Consider the following 19,152-nt stretch of genomic DNA (forward strand, 5'->3'; position numbering starts at 1 on the left):
CAGTGTACGACCGGGAGCGCCGCGGCCGCCATTTGCGGCCACCGACCGGACTGCCGGTCCCGCCGCACGCCGGGTGGCCCCTCGCTGGCCTCAACGAGGAGGAAGCACACCAATGGAAGACAACGCCCCTGCGCACCCGATCAGCCGCAGGACGTTCATCGGCGGCGCCGGAGCCCTGGCGCTCGGCTCCGGGCTGATCCTGCCCGGCACCGCCCACGCCCAGACCGTCACCACGAACCAGACGGGCAACCACAACGGCTACTACTACTCGTTCTGGACCGACGCCCAGAACACCGTCTCCATGACCATGGGGTCGGGCGGGCAGTACAGCACCTCGTGGCGGAACACCGGAAACTTCGTGTGCGGCAAGGGTTGGAGCAACGGATCCCGCCGGACCGTGCGCTACTCGGGCAGCTTCAACCCCTCGGGCAACGGCTACCTGTGCCTCTACGGCTGGACCTCGGGCCCGCTGGTCGAGTACTACATCGTCGACAGCTGGGGCAACTACCGGCCCACGGGCACGCACCGGGGCACGGTCACCAGCGACGGCGGCACGTACGACATCTACCACACGATGCGCTACAACGCCCCGTCCGTCGAGGGCACCAAGACGTTCGCGCAGTTCTGGAGCGTCCGCCAGCAGAGGAGGGTCGGCGGCACCATCACCACCGGCAACCACTTCGACGCGTGGAGCCGGGCCGGCATGCAGCTGGGCAGCTTCCGCTACTACATGATCATGGCGACCGAGGGCTACCAGAGCAGCGGCAACTCGAACATCACCGTGAGCTAGCACCCCGGACCCGGTGGCGCGACGGCAGCGAAGCCGTCGCGCCACCGCGCTGTCCGACGCCATTTTTTGCGCCCACAGACCGGGTTCCGGCGGTATGGTCGTCGGCATGACCGTGCCGGGTGACTTAGTCGGCGGCGACCCAGCCGAGGTCGAACGCGGGCTGGACGCGTGGGTCGCCACCTTCGAGCACAAGGCCGAGCGGTACCGACAGCTCCAGCAGCGGGTCGAGGGCGTGCGGATCAGCGCCACCAGTCCCAGCGGCGTCGTCACCGTGACCGTCGACGCCGACGGCGCGCTGGTCGACGCGACGTTCACCGACCAGCTCGCCCGCACCACGCCCGAAGATTTGAGCCGGCAGCTGCTCATCGCGGTCAGGCAGGCGAAAGCGCAGATCACCCCGCACGTGCGCGAGATCGCCGGTGACACCCTCGGCGAGGACGGCGCCGAGCGGATCGCGGGCTACTACGCGCAGAAGTTCGCCGCGTCCGACGAACCCGACCCGCCCGCTGGGCCACCGCGGCGCGGGCCGACCGACCAGGACGACTTCGGTGAGGACTCCGTCTTCGACCAGAGCTGACCGAGGGGAGATCATGGCCGGTTTCGAGGTGATCGGCGGCGACCTTCGCGCCCACGCGGGCAAGGTCGACGCCCACGCGGCGAGCCTGGGCACCGCGGCGGACGCGGCGGCGCAGGTGATGCCCGACGGCGCTTACGGCGTCATCTGCCAGTTCCTGCCACCGCTGTTCAACGACGTGGAAGCCCTCGCGCACGAAGCCCTCAAGGCCGCCCGCGACGGCCTCGGGACCGTGGCCGGGAACCTGCGCGACACGGCCGACGCCTACGACTCCGAGGACGTGGCCGCCGTGCGCGGCTTCACCGCCATCGAAGCCGGCCTGCGGTGACCGGCAACCCGCTGGTCGCGCCGGAGCGCGCTTCCACCCGGTCCTACACCGGCATCGGCATCGCCGAATCGGTCGACGACCTGGTGCGGGGCATCGAGAGCGGCGACTGGGTCGACATCGGGCTGGGCGCGGCGGGCACCGGCCTGGAAGCGCTGAGCATCGTCATGGACCCGTTCGGCTCGGTGGCGTCCAGCCTCGTCTCGTTCATCATCGAGCACGTCGGCCCGCTGCGGGAGGCGCTGGACAAGCTCGCGGGCAACGCCGACGCCGTGGCCGCGCACTCCCGGACGTGGAAGAACATCGCGACCGCCGTCGGCGAGGTGCACACCGCGTACGGCGCCGAGCACTCCGCGGACACCGCCGCGTGGTCGGGCAAGGCCGCCGACGCCTACCGCGCCCGCGCCGCCGACCTCGTCGCGGTGATCGGCGCGGCGGCCCGGGCCGCGTCGGGCCTCGGCAGCGCGGTGGAGCTGGCCGGCGTGGTCGTCGGCGTGGTCCGCGAGACGGTGCGCGACCTGATCTCCGACCTCGTGGGACGCCTCGCGGTGTGGGCGGCGGAGGCGCTGACCATCATCGGCCTGCCCGCCGCCGCGGTCCAGGCCTCGGCCGCCGCCGCCAAGTGGGCGGCGCGGATCGCGCAGCTCGTCAAGCAGCTCGTGCGCACGATGCAGAAGCTGATGCCCCTGCTGCGCCGCCTGGGTGAGCTGTTCAAGCAGATCCGCAAGAAGATGGACGACCTGCGGCGCGGCGGCGACGGCGGCAAGCCGCCGGAGGGCCCTGGCAAGAAGCCGACCCCCGGCGGCGACGGGCACACCGGGCCGTCCCGCTCCCCCGACCCGGACGCCCAACCCGGCGGGACGCGCACCGAGATCGACCCGAAGCACGACGCGGACACCAAGCGGTCGCTGCAACGGGAGAACGAGTCGGCGACCACCCTCGCCCGGGCCGGGTACGACGTCGAGCAGAACCCGGTCGTCCCGGGGGCCAAGAACCCGGACTACCGGATCGAGGGCCGGATCTTCGACAACATCGCGCCGGTGACCGGCAGCCCCCGCAACATCCACAGCCGGATCGCGGAGAAGGTCGAGGACGGCCAGACCGACCGGGTCGTGGTCAACCTCGCCGACAGCCCGGTCGACGTGGAACGGCTGCGCGCCCAGGTGCGCGACTGGCCGATCGAGGGCCTGAAGGAAGTCATCGTCATCGACAAGAACGGCGCCGTGGTTCACTTGTACCCGTAGCCCGCGACAGAGGATTGCCAGTGTCCATTTCGTACGGTCTCGCGCTCGCCACTCCGCAACCGGTCGGGCAGGTCGCCGACGCGTTGCGCGACGTCGGCGTCGCCGCCGGGCTGCTCGACCCGGCCGTCACCGGCCGGCGCCTGCTCGGCGAGGACGCGGTGACGACCGGCGGCACGTGGCTGCGCGTGGTGCAGGACAAGCCCAAGCCGTGGAACCCGGTGCTGGACGTCCTGGGCGTCGCGCCCACCACGCGCGTCGCCTACCGCTTGGCCAAGACCGACATCGGGCGCCAACAGGGCGACGTCGTCCGCCTGACGGCCGGGCTGCTGGAGAAGGTCCCGGGTAACGCGGTGCTGCACCAGGACTTCGAGACGATCTGGCTGCTGCGACGCGGTGGCGAGCTGCTGCTCAACGACCGGGACGACCTCTGGCCGCCCGACCGCCTCGCCCTGCTCGGCCGGCCCTACCGCCGCGAGACCACGGTGTTCCCCGACGAGTGAGCCGTCGGTAGCAGCGCGGTGATGTCGAGGCCGCCCGTCGGGCGCGCGGTGTTGGGTTCCGCCACACCGTCACCGACGGCCGGCGGGTCGTCGGGCACTCCGGCAGCGGCCCCGGCACGGCCACCGGCTGGACGTCCACCCCGACCTCGGCCGGGTGGCGATCGTGCTGAGCAACTACGACATCAACGCCAACCCGATCGTGGGTCTGGCCCGGCAGCTCATCACGGCGTGGTCCGGGCAGCGGCGGGCCCGTCGAGGAAGTCCGCGAGCAGCCCGTCGAGGACCTCGGCGAACGTGCCGGGCCGGACCAGCGGACCCAGGTGGTCCAGGCCCGGCACCTCGCCCACCCGTCCCGCGGGCAGTCCGGCGCACGCCGCCGCGAGCGAGTCGCCGCTCACCACCACCGACTCGCCGCCGCGGAGGAACACCGTCGGGCACCGCACGGACGGCAACGCCTCCCGCCACGGGCACGAGATGGCGGTCCGGAACAGCTGCGCCTCCACCTCCGGCGCGCACCGCAGCCGCACCCGGCCGTCCGGCTCCTCGGCCAACCCCGAGTCGACGTAGTCGGCGAGGACCTCCGGCGCGAGCCGGGACAGCGGCGGCCGCGCGGACCACCGGGCGAGCGCGTCGGCCCGGGACCCGAACACCGCGCGCCGCCGGGCCGCCGCCTCGGCGAAGGCCGGGTCGTGCCGGGTCGCGAGGATCGGCTCGAAGCAGACCAGCAGGTCGAACGTGCCCGGCGCCCGTGCTTCGGCCAGCAGCAACGACGTCGCGCCCAACGAGTGGCCGACGCCGATCAGCGGACCGGCGCCCAGCGCGCGAGCGGCGCGGAGGACGTCGTCGGCGAACACGCCCCAGCCCGCGTCCTCGGCCAACGGCGGCGCGCCACCGTGGCCGCGCAGGTCCAGAGCGGCGGCGCGCAACGGCGTCCGCAGATTTTTCACACACGACCGCCAGACCCGGCCGGTAAAGCCCGCCGCATGGCAGAACAATGCCGTCCGAATGGGCTCACCCGATTGTTCCCGATCATTGAGGAAGTACGGCCCGGAACCGGATTTCGCGAGGTCGGCGACGTCGTCCACGGTGTCCCTTCGGAAGTCCGAGCCACGGGCTGGCGAACCCGCCGAACACCCTCTACGATCAGCGCCGGTAACGATCCAGTTCGCCGGCAGGCGGGTGATCGTCACCGTTTTCGGCACGACCACCACTGATTCACCGCGGTCCGATTCCACCATAGTGGAAGCGACGACCGACGAGGTGGTCGGCGGCGACACCCCGCCGCGCGCGGGCACCACCCCACCCATGTCGTGCTCGACCGGCGCAGCGCGGTGCCGCGTCGTGGCGATTCCCGTCGGTGAAGGGCGCAGTGTGAACCCGACCCCGGTACCGGGCCTGGTCTCGGTCGTCATGTTGGTCCGCAACCGCCTGGAGTACACGCGCCGGGCGCTGGCGTCCCTCGCCCGCGCGTCCGGCGAGTTCGAGATCGTGGTGGTGGACAACGGTTCCGACGACGGCACCGCAGAGTACCTGGCCGAGCTGGTGCACCCCCGCGCGCTCACGACCCTGCGCCACGAGGACGACCGCGGCGGCAGCGAACGGCGCAACGTCGGCGCGGCAGTGGCCCGCGGCGAGTTCCTGCTCTTCCTGGACAACGACGTGCTGGTCGACGACCCCGACGTGGTCGAGGTGCTCGCCGCCGAACTGGCCGCCGATCCCGGGCTCGGCGCGGTGTCGCCGTTGCTGCTCTACCCCGGCGACCGGGAACTGGTGCAGTGCGCGGGCGGCGCGTCCACCGTCGACGGCCACATCGGACCCGTCGGGCGGGGCAAACCCCTCGGCGCGGAGCACCGCGAGCACCGCGAGCAGTCGTGGGCGCCCACCGCCGCGCTGATGGTGCGGCACAGCTCGTTCCGCCGGGTGGGCGGGTTCGACGAGTCGTTCGACCCGGTCTCGCTGTGCGAGGACGTCGACCTGTGCTGCCGCCTGCGCGCCGACGGTGAACGGCTGCGCTACGTCGGGTCGGTGGCGATGCGGCACTTCGAGGGCACCACGTTCAACCACGTCGGCCACGACAAGCTGCCCATCTGGAAGCGCCACATGCGCGTGATCCGCAGCCGGTGGGCCGAGGTCTTCGCGGCCGGACCGGCGCACCGGGCCGCGGACCTGGCGTGGGCGCCGGTCGAGAAGGACTACACCGACCTCGACCGGCCGCGCGTGTCGACGCCGCGCGACCCGGATCCGGCCTCGGCCGACCTCAGCTTCTTCGCCAGCGACCGCGCGCTGGCCACCGCCGAACCCGCCGACGTGCGGGTCCTGGTCGTCGGCACGGACGCGGTGCCGGCGGTGCGCGGCGTGCGCGTGGTCGGCGTGGCCGATCCCGACGTGCGCGCGTTGCTGCCCGCCGCACGCGCGCACAATGCGCCGTGGGCGTTGCGCGACGGCACGCGGCTGGTGCAGACCGTCCCCGCCGAGGGTGTCGTGGTGGAGGTGCCGGACACGGCGGCGGCGCTGACCGCGTTGCGCCGGGGGCTGCACGTGCTGCTGGGCAAGCGCGCCGTGGAGGACCTGGCCCGGCTGGTCGAGGCCGCGCGGCAGGCGCCCGGCCGGTGTTCCGTCGACCTGCCCTGGGCGCACCACCCGGAGCTGGTCGAGCTGGGCAAGGCCGTCGCCGCGGGCGGCGCGGAGGGCTTCACGGTGCGCCTGTACCGGCCTGAGGGCCACGACGTCGTCACCGAGCTGGGCCCGGACGCGCTGGACGCCGTCGAACGCGTGCTCGGCGTGCCGGTGACCGACGTTCGGACGGTGGAGGCGACCCGGTCCCGGGTGCGGGCCGCGGCCGTGGCGGGCGGGGTGACCGGGACGGTCGAGCTCGGCTGGGGCGAGCCCCGGTTCCACTTCGCCGTCACGGGCACCGCACTGGCCGCGGACCTGGTCGCGCCGCCGGTGAGCGGCGCGTACGCGGACTTCGTCGGCGCGCTGCGCGGCGGGCCGGCGCCGTTGACCGAGCTGGACGCCGTCGCCGGCCTGTTCGACGTGGTGCTGGAGTGGCGTTCGGAAGTGGCCGCGCTCCGCCCGACCCCGTGACGTCGCCCGCCCTCGGGCGGCCCGAGCAGGAAGAGCCCTGGGATGAACCTGGTCGACGCGCTGAGAGCCGGAGCCGACGCCGGAGGGTGGCTGGACAGGCCCGCGTACGAGGTCGACGGCGCCATGCTGACGCACGCCGACGTGTACACCGGCGCGGGCCACGTCGCCGGGGCGCTCGCGGGTTCGGGCGTGCGGCCCGGCGACCGGGTCGCGCTCGTGCTCGACGACGGGCCGGACTTCGTCCTGACCTTCCTCGGCGCCGTGCACGCGGGCGCCGTGGCCGCGCCGGTCAACCCCCGGCTGCACCCCGACGAACTGCGCCAGGTGCTGCGTGCCGCCAGGCCGGCGCTGGTCGTGGGCAGGCCGGGATTCTCGGCGGCCGGGTTCCCGGTGACCACCTTCGCCGAGCTCGACGGCGCGGAGCCGATCCCCGTCGTGCCGCGTGCCGTGGACGACCCGGTGTACGCGACGTTCACCTCGGGCACCACCGGCGTGCCGCGCCTGTGCCCGCAGCTGCACGGCGACCCGATCATCCACCACCGCTCGTTCGCCGTGCCGGCGCTGGAGCTGGGGCCCGACGACGTCGTGCACTCGGTGTCCAAGATGTACTTCGCCTACGGCTTGAGCAACTCCCTGTTCTTCCCGCTGCTGAGCGGCAGCCGCGTGGTGCTGAACCCGGAGGCGCCGCTGGTGGACGACGTGCTCGCGATCGTGGACAAGTACAGCGTCACCGCCCTGTTCGCCGTGCCGACGTTCTACGGCAGGCTCATCGCCCACCCCGGCAGCGACCGCCTGGCGTACCTGCGCATCGCCGCCACCGGTGGCGAAGTCCTCTCCACCGCGCTCGAAGGGCGCTTGATGGAGGTCCTCGGCGACCGCCTGCTCAACGGCATCGGCACCACCGAGGTCGGCCAGGCGTTCACCCACAACACCCGTTCGGCGCGCCGCGTCGGCACCGCGGGGCGTCCCCTGCCGCCGTTCGACGTGCGCGTGGTGGACGACCGGGGCGATCCCGTCGAACCGGACGTGATCGGCCGCCTCCAGGTGCGCGGCCCGACGATCACGCTCGGCGTCCACGAGGACGGCACGGCCAAGCGCACCGACGACTGGTACGCGACCGGCGACCTGGCCTCGATCGACCACGACGGCTACGTGACCGTCACCGGCCGCCTGGACGACGTCGAGAACGTGGGCGGCATCAAAGTCCACCCGCTGGAGGTCGAGCACCTGCTGGCCGGTCACGACCTGGTGCGCGAGGCGGCGGTCTGCGCGGTCGCCGACGACGACGGATCGGTCCGACTGCGCGCCTACGTCGTGCGCGCCGACGGCCCGCTCGACGACGCCGAGCTGGCCGACGCGCTGATCTCCCTGGCCCGCCACCACCTGACCGCGTACAAGGTCCCGCGCCGGATCGTCTTCGTTCCCTCCCTGCCGCGCACCGGCTCCGGCAAGCTGCGCCGCCACGTCGTGCGGACCTGGCGGCCCTGACCGGGATCGGGTGTCACATTCGTCGCCCCCGCGACGACCAACCACGTGTACACCCCGGGCAGGAAGGTCGGCCATCCATGACACGAACCAGTGGCGACGTGCGGGCGCCCGGCGGCGTCCCGCCCACGGTCGAGGACGTCGACCGGATCGCCGCGCACGCCGACCCCGTCGTCCGCAACCTCCGGATCACCCACTGCTACCACGAGCTGTCGCGGGCGCTGGCCGACCGCACCGGCGGGTCGGCGAACTGGTGCACGTTCGCCGTGTGGGCGTCCAAGCAGGTCGGCCGGACCATCCGGCAGGAGGACCTGGCCCGCACGCTGGAGCGGATGCTGGAGTCCTCGCCCGACGCGGCCGCCGCGGTCGACCTGCTGGTGCGCGGCCTGCGGCGGGCCGTTCCGCGCCAGGTCCTCGACGACGCCGAGCGGTTGGTGCGCCAGGCCGTGCTGAGCACCGCCCGGCTCGACGCGGCCGGTGACGCGGCGGCGCGCGGGAACCTGAAGGTCTTCGAGGAGATCGCCCGCGAGTTCGCCCGCTTCCTGGTCGCGTCCCCCGACGACCTCGACGGGTTCTACGCGGCGCTGCGCCCCGGCGAGCCGCCCGAGGGCCAGCGCTACCTGCGGCAGGCGTTCACCCGCTACCACCAGGCCACGTCCGCGGTCGACGCGAAGGAGCGGGCCGAGCTCCTGCTGCTGGCCAACGTCGAGGTCGGCCTGCACGAGCAGACCCGCCTGCAACCGGAGATCACCGCCGCGCTGCAGGCGCCGGTCATCGACCCGCGCGAGCTCGAACGGCGGCTGCTCGACCTGCTGCTGCCCGGCAACCGCGTGGTCAAGTGGCTGCGGCGCGTGCTGCTGACCGTGCTCGGCCGACGCACGCCGGTGCGCCTGGCCGTCGAGCACCTGGCCGAGCACGCCCGCGCGCTGGTCCGGCGAGCGGTCACCGAGCACCTGATGACGCTGGCCCTGCCGGGCGGCGACGTGCTCGACCTCGGCGAGGACCTCCCCGCCGAGTTCCCGCCGCTGCTCGCCCGGCTGTCGCACCCCGAGCTGCTCGCGCTGCTCGCGCTCGTCGACCCGACCTCCGACAGCCTCCTCGACACCGCCGCCCGCGACTGGTCCGACCTGCCCGACCGGATGCACTACATCGCCGACATGTTCCGCTGCCACGCCCTCCGCGCCGACCTGCTCGACCCGCCGTTCACCCCCGAGCAGGTCGCGGACCTCACCAACGGGCGTCGCCCGACCGGGCCGCTCTAGGTTCGTCGCAGCGGTTGCGGGTCGCGGCCCGGCCGCCGACCATCTGGCACGGGCCGGTGACGCTGTCGAGCGGGCCCGGGAGGGGTCCGTGGCGACTTCCGCGGCGGCGCTGCCGGCGGGCCTGGCCATGCTGATCGCGGGCGCCGAGCTCGTGGTGCGCCAGGGCACCGCCCTCGCCTCCCGGTTCGGCGTCAGCCCGCTCGTGGTCGGCATGACCGTCGTCTCGCTCGGCACCAGCCTGCCCGAGCTGGCCATCGGCATCAACGCCGCCGGACAGGGCAACGCCGGTCTCGCGGTGGGCTACATCGTGGGCACGAACCTGGTCAACCTCCTGCTCATCCTCGGGTTGAGCGCGCTGATCCGACCCGTGGTGTTCGAAGCCAGGACGCTGCGGTTCGACCTGCCGATCATGGCCGGCGCGGGCGTCCTGCTCCTCGCGCTGGCGCTCGACGGCTCGCTCTCGAACGCGGACGGGGTGTGGCTGTGCGCCTACGGCGCCGCGTACCTCGGGCTGATGGTCGTCCACACCAGACGGCAGGCGGCGGTGTCGCACGGCGAGCCGGCGGCCACGACGAGCGCCCGTGCCCGACCGGTGGGCCCGCAGGTGCTCCTGCTGGTCGCGGGACTGGTCGTGATCGTCGTCGGGTCGGAGTTCCTCGTGGACGGCGCGGTGCGGATCGCCCGCATCTGGGGCGCGAGCGACACGTTCATCGGATTGACCGTCGTCGCGATCGGCACCTCGGCGCCGAACTCGTCACCACGATCGTGTCCACCGTCCGCGGTGACCGCTCGCTCGCCCTGGGGAACCTGCTCGGCTCCAGCGTGTTCAACATCGCCCTCATCCTCGGGCCGACCGTCCTCGCCGCGCCGGGGCCCGTCCCGGTGCCCGACGACGTGCTGGCGCTGGACATGCTCCTCATGGTCGCGACCGCCCTCGTGTGCGTGCCCGCCTTCTTCACCCGCAGACGGCTGAGCCGCGTCGAGGGCGGCGCCTTCGTGGCGGCCTACGTGCTGTACACGGCCTGGCTGCTCACGACGCGGCTGTGAAGCGCGCGGCGGTGAGCCGCCCGACGCGTCACCCGATGGGGGCGTTTGGTGTCGGTGCAGGTAGGACCCTTTTGCGCGCCCACCGACCCCGACCTACCGTGATTGAGCCATGCCGGATTCTGCGCGGGAAGATCATCGGCCGCGGGTGCCGCGACCGGAAGTCCCCGTGCTCGGGCCCGGCCCACCGAGGCGCACGTGACCGACACCGGCGGCCACCGAGACGTCCGCGCACCGTCGCTCGTGGACGCGACCGTGCCTCTGGTCGCGCTGGTGGCGCTGATCGGCGGCTCGCTGGCCCTGTTCGGGACGGCCGCGCTCGACGGTCCCGTCCAGGTCGCGCTCGTCCTGTGCGCGATGGTCGCGACGCTCGTCGTGCTCAAGAACGGCCACCGGTGGGAGGAGGTCGAAGCCGCCAACCAACGCGCGCTCACCTCGATCACCAGCGCGGTGTTCATCCTGCTGGCCGTCGGCGCGCTGATCGGCACGTGGAACCTGTCCGGCACGATCCCGACGCTGGTCTACTACGGGATCCAGGCGCTCTCGCCCACCTGGTACTACGCGGCGACCGCGCTGATCTGCGGGATCGTCGCGATGTCGATCGGCAGCTCGTGGACGACCGCCGGCACGATCGGCGTCGGCCTGGTCGGCATCGCCCTGATGCTCGGCCTGTCACCGGGCATCACGGCGGGCGCGGTCATCTCGGGCGCCTACCTCGGCGACAAGCTCTCGCCGCTGTCGGAGACCACCGTCCTCACCGCGCAGCTGGCCAAGGTCGACGTCTACGAGCACATCAAGCGCCAGGCGTGGACCTCGGTGCCCGCGTTCGGCCTCGCGTTCGTCCTGTTCGCGCTGATCGGCCTGTTCTGGGGACCGGCGCCGACCGACACGGGCGACACCGCCTCCGAGCTGACCGCGCTGGGCGACATCTACTGGATCACCCCGCTCAACCTGCTGCCGCTGGTGCTCCTCGCCGTCCTGTCCGTCCGCAAGGTCCCCGCGTCGCTCGCCCTGACGGCCTCGGCGCTGTTCGCCGGGATCCTCGCCGTGTTCACCCAGCACGACGTGGTGCGGGCCTTCGTCGCCGCACCAGGCCTCGACCCGGTGCGGACCGGGATCCAGGCCGTGTGGCAGGCGCTGGCCACCGGGTTCACCATCGACTCCGGGATCGGCGACATCGACCGGCTGCTGTCACGCGGCGGCATGGACAGCATGCTGCTCACCCTGTGGCTGATCATCGGCGCGGTCACGTTCGGCACCGTGCTGGAGGAGTTCGGGCTGATCAACCGCCTCATGGACCCGATGATCCGCGCGGCGAAGGGCACCGGGCGGCTGTTCGTCGTGGTGTTCGCGACCGCGTTCGGGCTCAACGTCGTCGCGGGCGACCAGTACATCGCGCTCGTGCTGCCGTCCAAGGTCTTCCGGGCCGAGTTCGCCAACCGGGGACTCGCGCCGACCAACCTGTCCCGGCTGGCCGCCGACAGCGGCACGGTCACCTCGCCGCTGGTGCCGTGGAACTCCTGCGGCGCGTTCATGAGCGCGGCGCTGGGCGTGTCGACGCTGCTGTACCTGCCGTTCTGCTTCTTCAACATCGCCAGCCCGTTGCTGAGCCTGGTCTACGGGTTCACCGGCTTCCGGATCGAACGAGTGCCACCGGCCGGTCCCGAACCGGCCGACGCGTGAACAGGTGACGACGATGACCGTGACGGAAACCAAGAAGTCGCAGAAGATGCCCCTGCTGACGCTGACCGCGATGGTGGTCGGCTCGATGGTCGGCGCCGGCGTGTTCTCGCTGCCCCGCAACTTCGCCCAGGCCACCGGCGTGTTCGGCGCGATCGTCGCGTGGGCGATCGCGGGCGTCGGCATGCTCATGCTCGCGTTCGTGTTCCAGGCCCTCGCGGTGCGCAAGCCCGAGCTGGACGCCGGCGTGTACGCCTACGCCAAGGCCGGGTTCGGCGAGTTCCCCGGCTTCTTCTCCGCGTTCGGGTACTGGGCCAGCGCGTGCGTCGGCAACGTGAGCTACTGGGTGCTGATCAAGTCCACCCTCGGCACGGTCATCCCCGGGCTCGGCGAGGGGAACACCCTGCTCGCGGTGGCGATCTCGGCCGTCGGCGTATGGGCGTTCCACTACATGATCACGCGGGGCATCAAGGAGGCCGCGGCGATCAACCGGATCGTCACGGTCGCCAAGCTGGTGCCGATCCTCGTGTTCGTCGCGATCATCGCCGTGACGCTGAAGGCCGACGTGTTCTCGGCCAACTTCTGGGGCGGCACCGAGCCGTCCGCGGGAGCGCTGTTCGAGCAGGTCCGGTCCACGATGCTGGTCACGGTGTTCGTCTTCCTCGGCGTGGAGGGCGCGAGCGTCTACTCCCGGTACGCCCGCAAGCGCTCCGACGTCGGCCGGGCGACGGTGCTCGGCTTCCTCAGCGTGCTGGCGCTGTTCGCGTCCGTGACGCTGCTGTCCTACGGCTCGTTGCCCAAGGACGACCTCGCCGGGCTGCGCCAGCCGTCGATGATGGGCGTGCTCGAGTCGGTCATCGGCACGTGGGGCTCGGCGTTCATCGGCATCGGCCTGATCGTCTCGGTGCTCGGCGCCTACCTGGCCTGGACGCTGATGGCCGCCGAGGTGCTGTTCGTCGCCGCGAAGGACGACGACATGCCCCGGTTCCTCAAGCGCGAGAACCGCCGCGGCGTGCCGATCGCGGCGCTGGTCATGTCGAGCACGCTCATCACCGCGGTGCTGTTCGTGACCCTGTTCTCCGACGACGCCTTCACGTTCACCCTCAAGCTGTGCAGCTCGCTGTCCCTCATCCCGTACCTGCTGGCCGCCGCGTACGCGTTGCGGATCGGGGTGCGCGGCGAGACCTACGAGCACGACCGCGGCAGGCGTGGCAAGGAGGTGGCGTTCGCGGCCGTCGCCACCCTGTACACCGCGTTCCTCATCTTCGCGGCCGGCATCGAGTTCCTGTTGCTGTCGTTCATCATCTACGCGCCGGGAACGATCCTGTTCGTGATGGCGCGCCGGGAACAGGGCAGGCGCGTGTTCTCCGCCGGCGAGCTGGCGCTGTTCGTCCTCGCGGTCGTGCTGGCCGTGCTCGGCGTGCTCGGCCTCGCCACCGGTCTGATCGTCATCTAGCGAGAGGGGCAAGGACATGACCGACACGGCTCAGCGACCGTCCGCGGCGTACGGCGTGCACTCCGAAGTCGGCAGGCTGCGGAAGGTGCTCGTCTGCGCGCCGGGCCTCGCCCACGCCAGGCTGACCCCGACGAACTGCGACGCGCTGCTGTTCGACGACGTGATGTGGGTGCAGAACGCCGTCCGCGACCACTTCGACTTCATGGCCAAGCTGCGCGACCGCGGGGTGGAGGTCGTGGAGCTGCACAACCTGCTGACCGAGACGCTCGACGTGCCGGGCGCCAAGACCTGGCTGCTGGACCGGAAGATCGTCGCCGACGAGGTCGGGATCGGCCTGGTCGAGGACACGCGCGCGTTCCTGGAGGGCCTGGAGCACCGCAGGCTGGCGGAGTACCTGATCGGCGGGCTGTCCACGGTCGACCTGCCACCGGACTTCCGCCCCGGCTACCTCGCCCTCGCCCGCGAGTCGACCGGCGTGCCCGAGTACCTGATGCCGCCGCTGCCCAACACGCTCTACACCCGCGACACCACGTGCTGGCTCTACGGCGGCGTGACCCTCAACCCGCTGTACTGGCCGGCTCGGCACGACGAGACGTTGCTGATGAAGGCGATCTACGAGTTCCACCCGGACTTCGTCGGCTCGACCGTCTGGTGGGGCGATCCCGAGCGGCGGTGGGGCCTGTCCACGTTGGAGGGCGGTGACGTGATGCCGGTGGGCAACGGCGTCGTGCTGGTCGGGATGAGCGAGCGGTCCTCGCGGCAGGCGATCACTCAACTGGCTTCCGCGCTGTTCGAGCGCGGCGCCGCCGAACGGGTGATCGTCGCCGGCATGCCGAAGCTGCGCGCGGCCATGCACCTGGACACCATCTTCACCTTCGCCGACCGCGACTGCGTGACGACGTTCCCGGACATCGTGGACGGCATCCACCCGTTCACCCTGCGCCCCGGCGACCCGATCGAGGTGACGGAGGAGAAGCAGTCGTTCGTGGACGTGGTGGCGGACGCCCTCAACCTGCCCAAGCTGCGCATCGTGGAGACGGGCGGCGACGCCTACACGGCCCAACGCAGCCAGTGGGACAGCGGCAACAACCTGGTCGCCGTCGAACCCGGCGTGGTCATCGCCTACGACCGCAACACCGACACCAACTCACGGCTGCGCAAGGCGGGCGTCGAGGTCATCACCATCGTCGGCGCCGAACTCGGCCGGGGTCGCGGCGGCGGCCACTGCATGACGTGCCCCATCTCCCGCGACCCGATCGACTACTGACTCGGCCCGCGCGAGGCCTTCTCCCCGATTACGCCCTGCTCCGGGATCCGGCGGTGTTACCGACTCGCACTGTCGACGAGCCCGCCGACCGTCGACAGGATGGAGCACGGGCGCGACGAAATCGGGTGCGAATGGGCTCCAACAACGACCGCCCCCTCAATCCGCGAGGAAAACGCGGAATACCGAATCCGACCCCCGAGCCCCAATGCCACGATCACCAGACTCACCCACTTGTCGCCGATCGCGTCGAGTAACCGCCGACTGGGAAGGGAGGCGGTGAACGCATCGAATCGTGCCGCCGCGCCACCAGTGCCCATGACGAACCTCCGGGTGCCTGCCCCACATGAAAGTGACTGCTTCCCAACTGAAAGTGGTTCCCGATGGTGTGTGCGACCCATCCACCGAAAAGACTCCACCATGACGCTCGCCCTCATCTCCCAACCCCACACGACCTCTTCCCCACACGACCTCTTCCCCACTCGCCGAAGCCGCACTCCCGCCCCTCGGCCCACACCACCTGCGCGTCCGCGTCACAGCGGCCACCGTCGACCCCATCGCCGCCGTGCATCCCGACTTCACCGCCCCCTGTCCGCGCCCACGCCGAGGAACCGTCCTGCCGACCGCAGCCACCCTCGGCGCCGTCCTCCACACGACCGCCCTCGCCGCAGTCCGCGACCACAGCACGTTCGTCGGAGTCCCATCAGCCTCCCCAGCGACGCCCGAAAGGGTCATCGACATCGGCATCGTGAGCATCACCCCCGACAACACCCCACCGACCACCCTCCTCACCCAAGCCCGCCACGGGCGGCCAACGCGCCGCCGACTCCTCGTGCCGCAACAACAAACCACCTAACACGAACCGGTCCCGTGTTCACCCGAACACGGGACCGGCCGACACAGCGCCCGATTAGGGTTTTTGCCAGTCCGTATTCGCCGCTCGCGCGACCAGAGCGCTGGCCGCAACGTGAGCCCGGTCGAGGCCCACGGCGAGCAGCGTGGCGCGAATAACCGAGACGGGAACGCGGTTCCTCAGGACCAGCGCGGTGCGCTCGGTCTCGATGTCAAGCCGAGTCGCGACGTCGGCCGGAAGCATCACCGGCACGAGATCCGTCACGTCGTCGTAGATGAGAGGTGGAACATCATTAGTCACCGCGTCAGCGTCGCCGTTCGGATCAACAAATACCAGTGCCCAATAGGCTGACGATGAACCCAATCGTGACCCCAGGTCCCACCCCCCAAGCCCTCAACGTCCACCGACACCCCAACCGCCCACCCCCACCGGCCCAACCCTCTCCCCTCCCCCACCACCGCCACCGAAGCACCCGCCACCCCACCATCACCGAGTCGACCAACCGACCTCCACCGCCACCCCGAACCGCACCACTCCACCGACACCCCTGTGACCAGCACAAACACTTCCAACCTGACAACCAGGGACCCCGATTTGGACCACGGAAGACGATCATGTAATCTATGCGCACACCACGGCGAGAGCCGAGTCCGGGTGGCGGAATGGCAGACGCGCTAGCTTGAGGTGCTAGTCCCCGAAAGGGGGTGGGGGTTCAAGTCCCCCCTCGGACACATAATTTGCCCCGCGAGATACTTCCAGGTCACCTGGGATGCTCGTGGGGCAAATTGCTTTCCGATGCGGCTTCGACTTTACCTGATGGCCGCTGCTCGTAGGGTGTCTGCCGGTGCGAGGGCAGGAGCAGTGGGCGACGTCCGGCTCGTCCCACGACCTGGCGACCGCGGTCACGGCCGTGTTCGCCCGGCGGTGGGTACCCCGCTACCCCGGCTCGAGATGCATCCCGCGAATCAGTGGTGCCGAGGACGACCTGGAACCCGTCCTGCCGGTGCCGACGCTGGGGCACTGCGGGGCGAAACGGTCGCCGGAGAGGCTGGCGCGTGGGACGAGCTCTGTCAGCCGGTGCATCGACCCGGCCTGCGGGCGCGTCGGGCTGATCCGCCGCCGAAGCCGTCGCACAACTCAAGGCCAGCAGGAGTTGTTCACCTGCCTCTCCACGATCTCCGGTCGCGGACCTGCCATGGACAAGCTGCGGTGTCAGGCGCCTGCGTGGTGTGCGTGCTGGCCCGGTGGTGCCACGGTCGAGCAGAGCGACAACTGCGGTGTCGCAGCGGAAGACGAGTCCGAGCTCGTCGACCAGCCGTGCGGTGTGCTCCGGGCCTGGGTTGTCGGCGATGCCCACGGCGGTGAGGTGTGCGGCGATGCGGGCCAGCAGGTGATCCTCGCGCAGATAGAGGTTGCCCGGCGCACCCTCCGGTCGGGTACGGGCGCTGGTGTGACCGTGACGGCAACGGTAGGCGGCACGACCGTGGGAACGGTGTGAGTCCATCTTCCGTCCGCATAACCCGCACTGGAGCCTGCCCGCCAACAAGTAGGCGCACTCTCCGCCGTCGTCGGCGTCGGCACGGCGGGTGCTGTTACTGGTGGCCTGGATGGTCTGGGCGGTGACGAAGTCCTGCTCGGACACCAGCGGCGCGTGGGCGATGCGGGTCGAGATCGCCCAGGCGTGCTGATCGTTGCGGACACTGGTCCGACGCCCGCTCGGCGAGCGGGTGGCGCGGTCCGCGCTCGTGCGATTCCATACCTGACGACCGGTGTAGCGCGGATTGCCCAGGATCTCCACCACCGTGCGCAGCGACCAACCTGTATCGACCTGACTCCGGTCGCGTTCCGCGTCCGCGCTCGACGGGCTGGGCACGGCCTGCTCGTTGAGGTGGCGGGCGATACCTGCGGCACTGTGCCCGGCCAGACGTAAGGCGAAGATCAGCTTCACGGTGGGAGCGGTGGCCGGGTCGGGCACGAGCCGCTGCTGCCGAACCCCGCGCCGCGCCAGTGCCCGGTTCGGATGCGGCCCGGCGTCGACCAGCCGGTAGCCGTACGGCGGCCTGCCGCCCAGGTAGCGCCCCTGCTCGACGGTCTGCATCCGCATCGCGGTGACAACCCGGTGCCGGGAACGCAGCACCTCCGTGAGCGAACGCTTCGCCAGCAACGCCAGCAGCGCCTCATGCGCGGGATTGTCGAAGTCCACCGGCCCTTCGGTCTCGGGCAACCACAACTGCACCCCGTACCGCTCCAACACCGCCCGCAGTTCTCGCACCTGAGCGCCGTCGAGGAACGCACGCTCGTACTCTCCGACCACTATCGCGTCGACCCGATTCGCGTTCGCCGCGATGTAGCGCAGCATCGCCGCCGCCCGAGGCCGCAGATGCCACGGCACCTGACGGGAACACCCGACCTCGAAGTACTCACCCACGATCACACCGTGCCCGCCGGTCAGCCTGCGAGAGACATCCAGCTGCCACGCCCGCGACGTGCGCGGGTCCTGGTGCTCGTGGGTGGAAGCGCGCCCGTAGAAGAGGAACCGAAGGCTTCCGACTGGAGCGGAATCCAAGCTCGGGATACCAGACGGGACGGTGGCGGCGATCCACTCGGCGAGCGTGGTGGGGCGAGATGGGGCGGACACCGTCATGGAGTGATCCTCGATGCCGGAATGGGCAGACGTCGAGGTGACGATGTGCCCTCACCATGATGACAAAGAACCCCGAAGATACGCCCGGTTGGAGTAGTTGAAGCCGCCTAATTCGTCGTACAACGGCTGCGGCATCCGCATGTCCGAACGTGCTCGGCGACTGGGAGGAGCAGGACAAGTCGCTGCTCGGCAACGTGGACTCGAACTGCTGCCCGCGGCCTTGAAGTCTGCCCACCGATCCGTCTCGACGCCGCCGAACCGGCTCCACGTGGTGTTCCACTCACTGGAACCGCTGCCGTCATCACCGCAGTCGCGGGCGCATCCTCGGTCGAGTCCCGGAGCGGAAGTGAGGAGATGGAGCCCCGAACCCGATACCGCATCCTCGACCACGCCGCCGGACTGTTCGCCAGGCACGGGTTCAGGCGGACATCGCTCGGAGTCGTCGCCGGTGCCGCCGGGATCTCCAAACCTTGTCTCCTGCACCACTTCGGCAGCAAGGAGATGCTCTACCGCGCAGCGATGGACGAAAGCCGAGAGCAGGGCAACGCGCTTCTCGGCCGGGTGATGCGGGCGCCCGCCGGATCCGCACGTGCCCGGCGAGCGGTGGAGTTGACGATCGACTTCCTGCTGAACCGACCGGGTCTGGCGCATCTGGCGCTCACCTCGGCCGGCAGCGGGCAGGGGATTCGGGAGCCGGGCTGCGTGCCTGCATTGGTGTACGAACTGTTCGGCGTCGCCCCACACCGCGGCGACACCGAGCGCTCGGTCCGGGTCATCGGCACGGTCAGCGTGTTGACGGCGCTGTGCCTGTCCGCCCGCACGCGGGACGACGGGAGCGACTGGCGTGAGTCCGTCATCGCAGTCGGGCTCGACACGCTCGGTTGGACTGACGGCAGCCTCCGCGAGCACTCGGCACGTCCGTTCAGCCTTCGCCGATAGACGTG

15 protein-coding genes, 1 tRNA gene and 1 pseudogene are annotated in these 19,152 nt (G+C 71.1%); 14 read left to right on the plus strand and 3 right to left on the minus strand.

Going from position 1 to position 19,152, the window contains the following annotated elements; genetic code table 11:
• Positions 1-112: 112 nt before the first annotated feature.
• From xynA to ABTZ99_RS06680, 5 genes are all read left to right on the plus strand, one after another.
• Positions 113-790, plus strand: a complete 678-nt coding sequence (gene xynA, locus ABTZ99_RS06660; protein WP_498780826.1) for an endo-1,4-beta-xylanase XynA — start codon at positions 113-115, stop codon at positions 788-790.
• 106 nt (positions 791-896) lie between these two features.
• A complete protein-coding gene (locus tag ABTZ99_RS06665) occupies positions 897-1,367 on the plus strand; it encodes a YbaB/EbfC family nucleoid-associated protein (RefSeq protein ID WP_499608760.1) in 471 nt (156 codons plus the stop codon).
• 13 nt (positions 1,368-1,380) lie between these two features.
• The gene (locus ABTZ99_RS06670) at positions 1,381-1,692 is read left to right on the plus strand and encodes a type VII secretion target (protein WP_498782383.1); all 312 of its coding nucleotides are present in this window, start codon (positions 1,381-1,383) and stop codon (positions 1,690-1,692) included.
• Entirely contained in the window at positions 1,689-2,933 is a 1,245-nt protein-coding gene (locus ABTZ99_RS06675) for a CdiA C-terminal domain-containing protein (RefSeq protein ID WP_499608763.1), read from the plus strand. The genes ABTZ99_RS06670 and ABTZ99_RS06675 overlap by 4 nt, the downstream gene beginning before the upstream one ends.
• 20 nt (positions 2,934-2,953) lie before the next feature.
• Positions 2,954-3,433: a SitI3 family protein gene (locus tag ABTZ99_RS06680; RefSeq protein ID WP_499608765.1), complete on the plus strand. Its 480-nt coding sequence runs from the start codon at positions 2,954-2,956 to the stop codon at positions 3,431-3,433.
• A gap of 221 nt (positions 3,434-3,654) precedes the next feature.
• On the opposite strand, the gene ABTZ99_RS06685 is transcribed toward ABTZ99_RS06680, so the two are convergent.
• Positions 3,655-4,845 (minus strand): alpha/beta fold hydrolase, encoded by a 1,191-nt coding sequence (locus ABTZ99_RS06685; protein WP_499608768.1) that lies wholly within the window; start codon positions 4,843-4,845, stop codon positions 3,655-3,657.
• Here ABTZ99_RS06685 and ABTZ99_RS06690 point away from each other — a divergent pair.
• From ABTZ99_RS06690 to ABTZ99_RS06720, 7 genes and pseudogenes are all read left to right on the plus strand, one after another.
• Complete coding sequence (locus tag ABTZ99_RS06690; protein WP_498782395.1) at positions 4,739-6,520, plus strand: glycosyltransferase; 1,782 nt, start codon at positions 4,739-4,741, stop codon at positions 6,518-6,520. The two genes, ABTZ99_RS06685 and ABTZ99_RS06690, sit on opposite strands and share 107 nt — an antisense overlap.
• A 42-nt stretch (positions 6,521-6,562) precedes the next feature.
• Positions 6,563-8,008: a class I adenylate-forming enzyme family protein gene (locus tag ABTZ99_RS06695; RefSeq protein WP_499608771.1), complete on the plus strand. Its 1,446-nt coding sequence runs from the start codon at positions 6,563-6,565 to the stop codon at positions 8,006-8,008.
• 77 nt (positions 8,009-8,085) lie between these two features.
• Positions 8,086-9,267, plus strand: a complete 1,182-nt coding sequence (locus ABTZ99_RS06700) for a hypothetical protein (protein ID WP_499608774.1) — start codon at positions 8,086-8,088, stop codon at positions 9,265-9,267.
• An 88-nt stretch (positions 9,268-9,355) separates the two neighbouring features.
• Positions 9,356-10,314: pseudogene (locus tag ABTZ99_RS06705) on the plus strand (calcium/sodium antiporter).
• 195 nt (positions 10,315-10,509) lie between these two features.
• Positions 10,510-11,994, plus strand: a complete 1,485-nt coding sequence (nhaC, locus tag ABTZ99_RS06710) for a Na+/H+ antiporter NhaC (RefSeq protein WP_499608777.1) — start codon at positions 10,510-10,512, stop codon at positions 11,992-11,994.
• A 13-nt stretch (positions 11,995-12,007) separates the two neighbouring features.
• On the plus strand, positions 12,008-13,447 hold the full coding sequence (locus ABTZ99_RS06715; protein WP_499608780.1) for a basic amino acid/polyamine antiporter: 1,440 nt from the start codon (positions 12,008-12,010) through the stop codon (positions 13,445-13,447).
• A gap of 16 nt (positions 13,448-13,463) precedes the next feature.
• A complete protein-coding gene (locus tag ABTZ99_RS06720; protein ID WP_499608783.1) occupies positions 13,464-14,714 on the plus strand; it encodes an arginine deiminase in 1,251 nt (416 codons plus the stop codon).
• 907 nt (positions 14,715-15,621) lie between these two features.
• Here ABTZ99_RS06720 and ABTZ99_RS06725 read toward each other — a convergent pair.
• Complete coding sequence (locus ABTZ99_RS06725) at positions 15,622-15,828, minus strand: hypothetical protein (RefSeq protein WP_498782362.1); 207 nt, start codon at positions 15,826-15,828, stop codon at positions 15,622-15,624.
• 384 nt (positions 15,829-16,212) lie between these two features.
• On the opposite strand from ABTZ99_RS06725, the gene ABTZ99_RS06730 reads away from it, so the two are divergent.
• Positions 16,213-16,295: transfer RNA gene (locus ABTZ99_RS06730), tRNA-Leu, on the plus strand.
• Positions 16,296-16,324: 29 nt separating this feature from the next.
• Here the strand turns inward: ABTZ99_RS06730 and ABTZ99_RS06735 are convergent.
• Positions 16,325-18,208 carry a recombinase family protein gene (locus ABTZ99_RS06735; protein ID WP_499608786.1) on the minus strand — a complete coding sequence of 628 codons (1,884 nt, stop codon included), beginning with the start codon at positions 18,206-18,208 and terminating at the stop codon, positions 16,325-16,327.
• A 354-nt stretch (positions 18,209-18,562) separates the two neighbouring features.
• On the opposite strand from ABTZ99_RS06735, the gene ABTZ99_RS06740 reads away from it, so the two are divergent.
• A complete protein-coding gene (locus ABTZ99_RS06740; protein ID WP_499608788.1) occupies positions 18,563-19,147 on the plus strand; it encodes a TetR/AcrR family transcriptional regulator in 585 nt (194 codons plus the stop codon).
• The last annotated feature ends 5 nt before the right edge of the window (positions 19,148-19,152 follow it).

The sequence above is a fragment of the Actinosynnema sp. NPDC002837 genome (assembly GCF_040295345.1).
Lineage (GTDB): Bacteria > Actinomycetota > Actinomycetes > Mycobacteriales > Pseudonocardiaceae > Actinosynnema.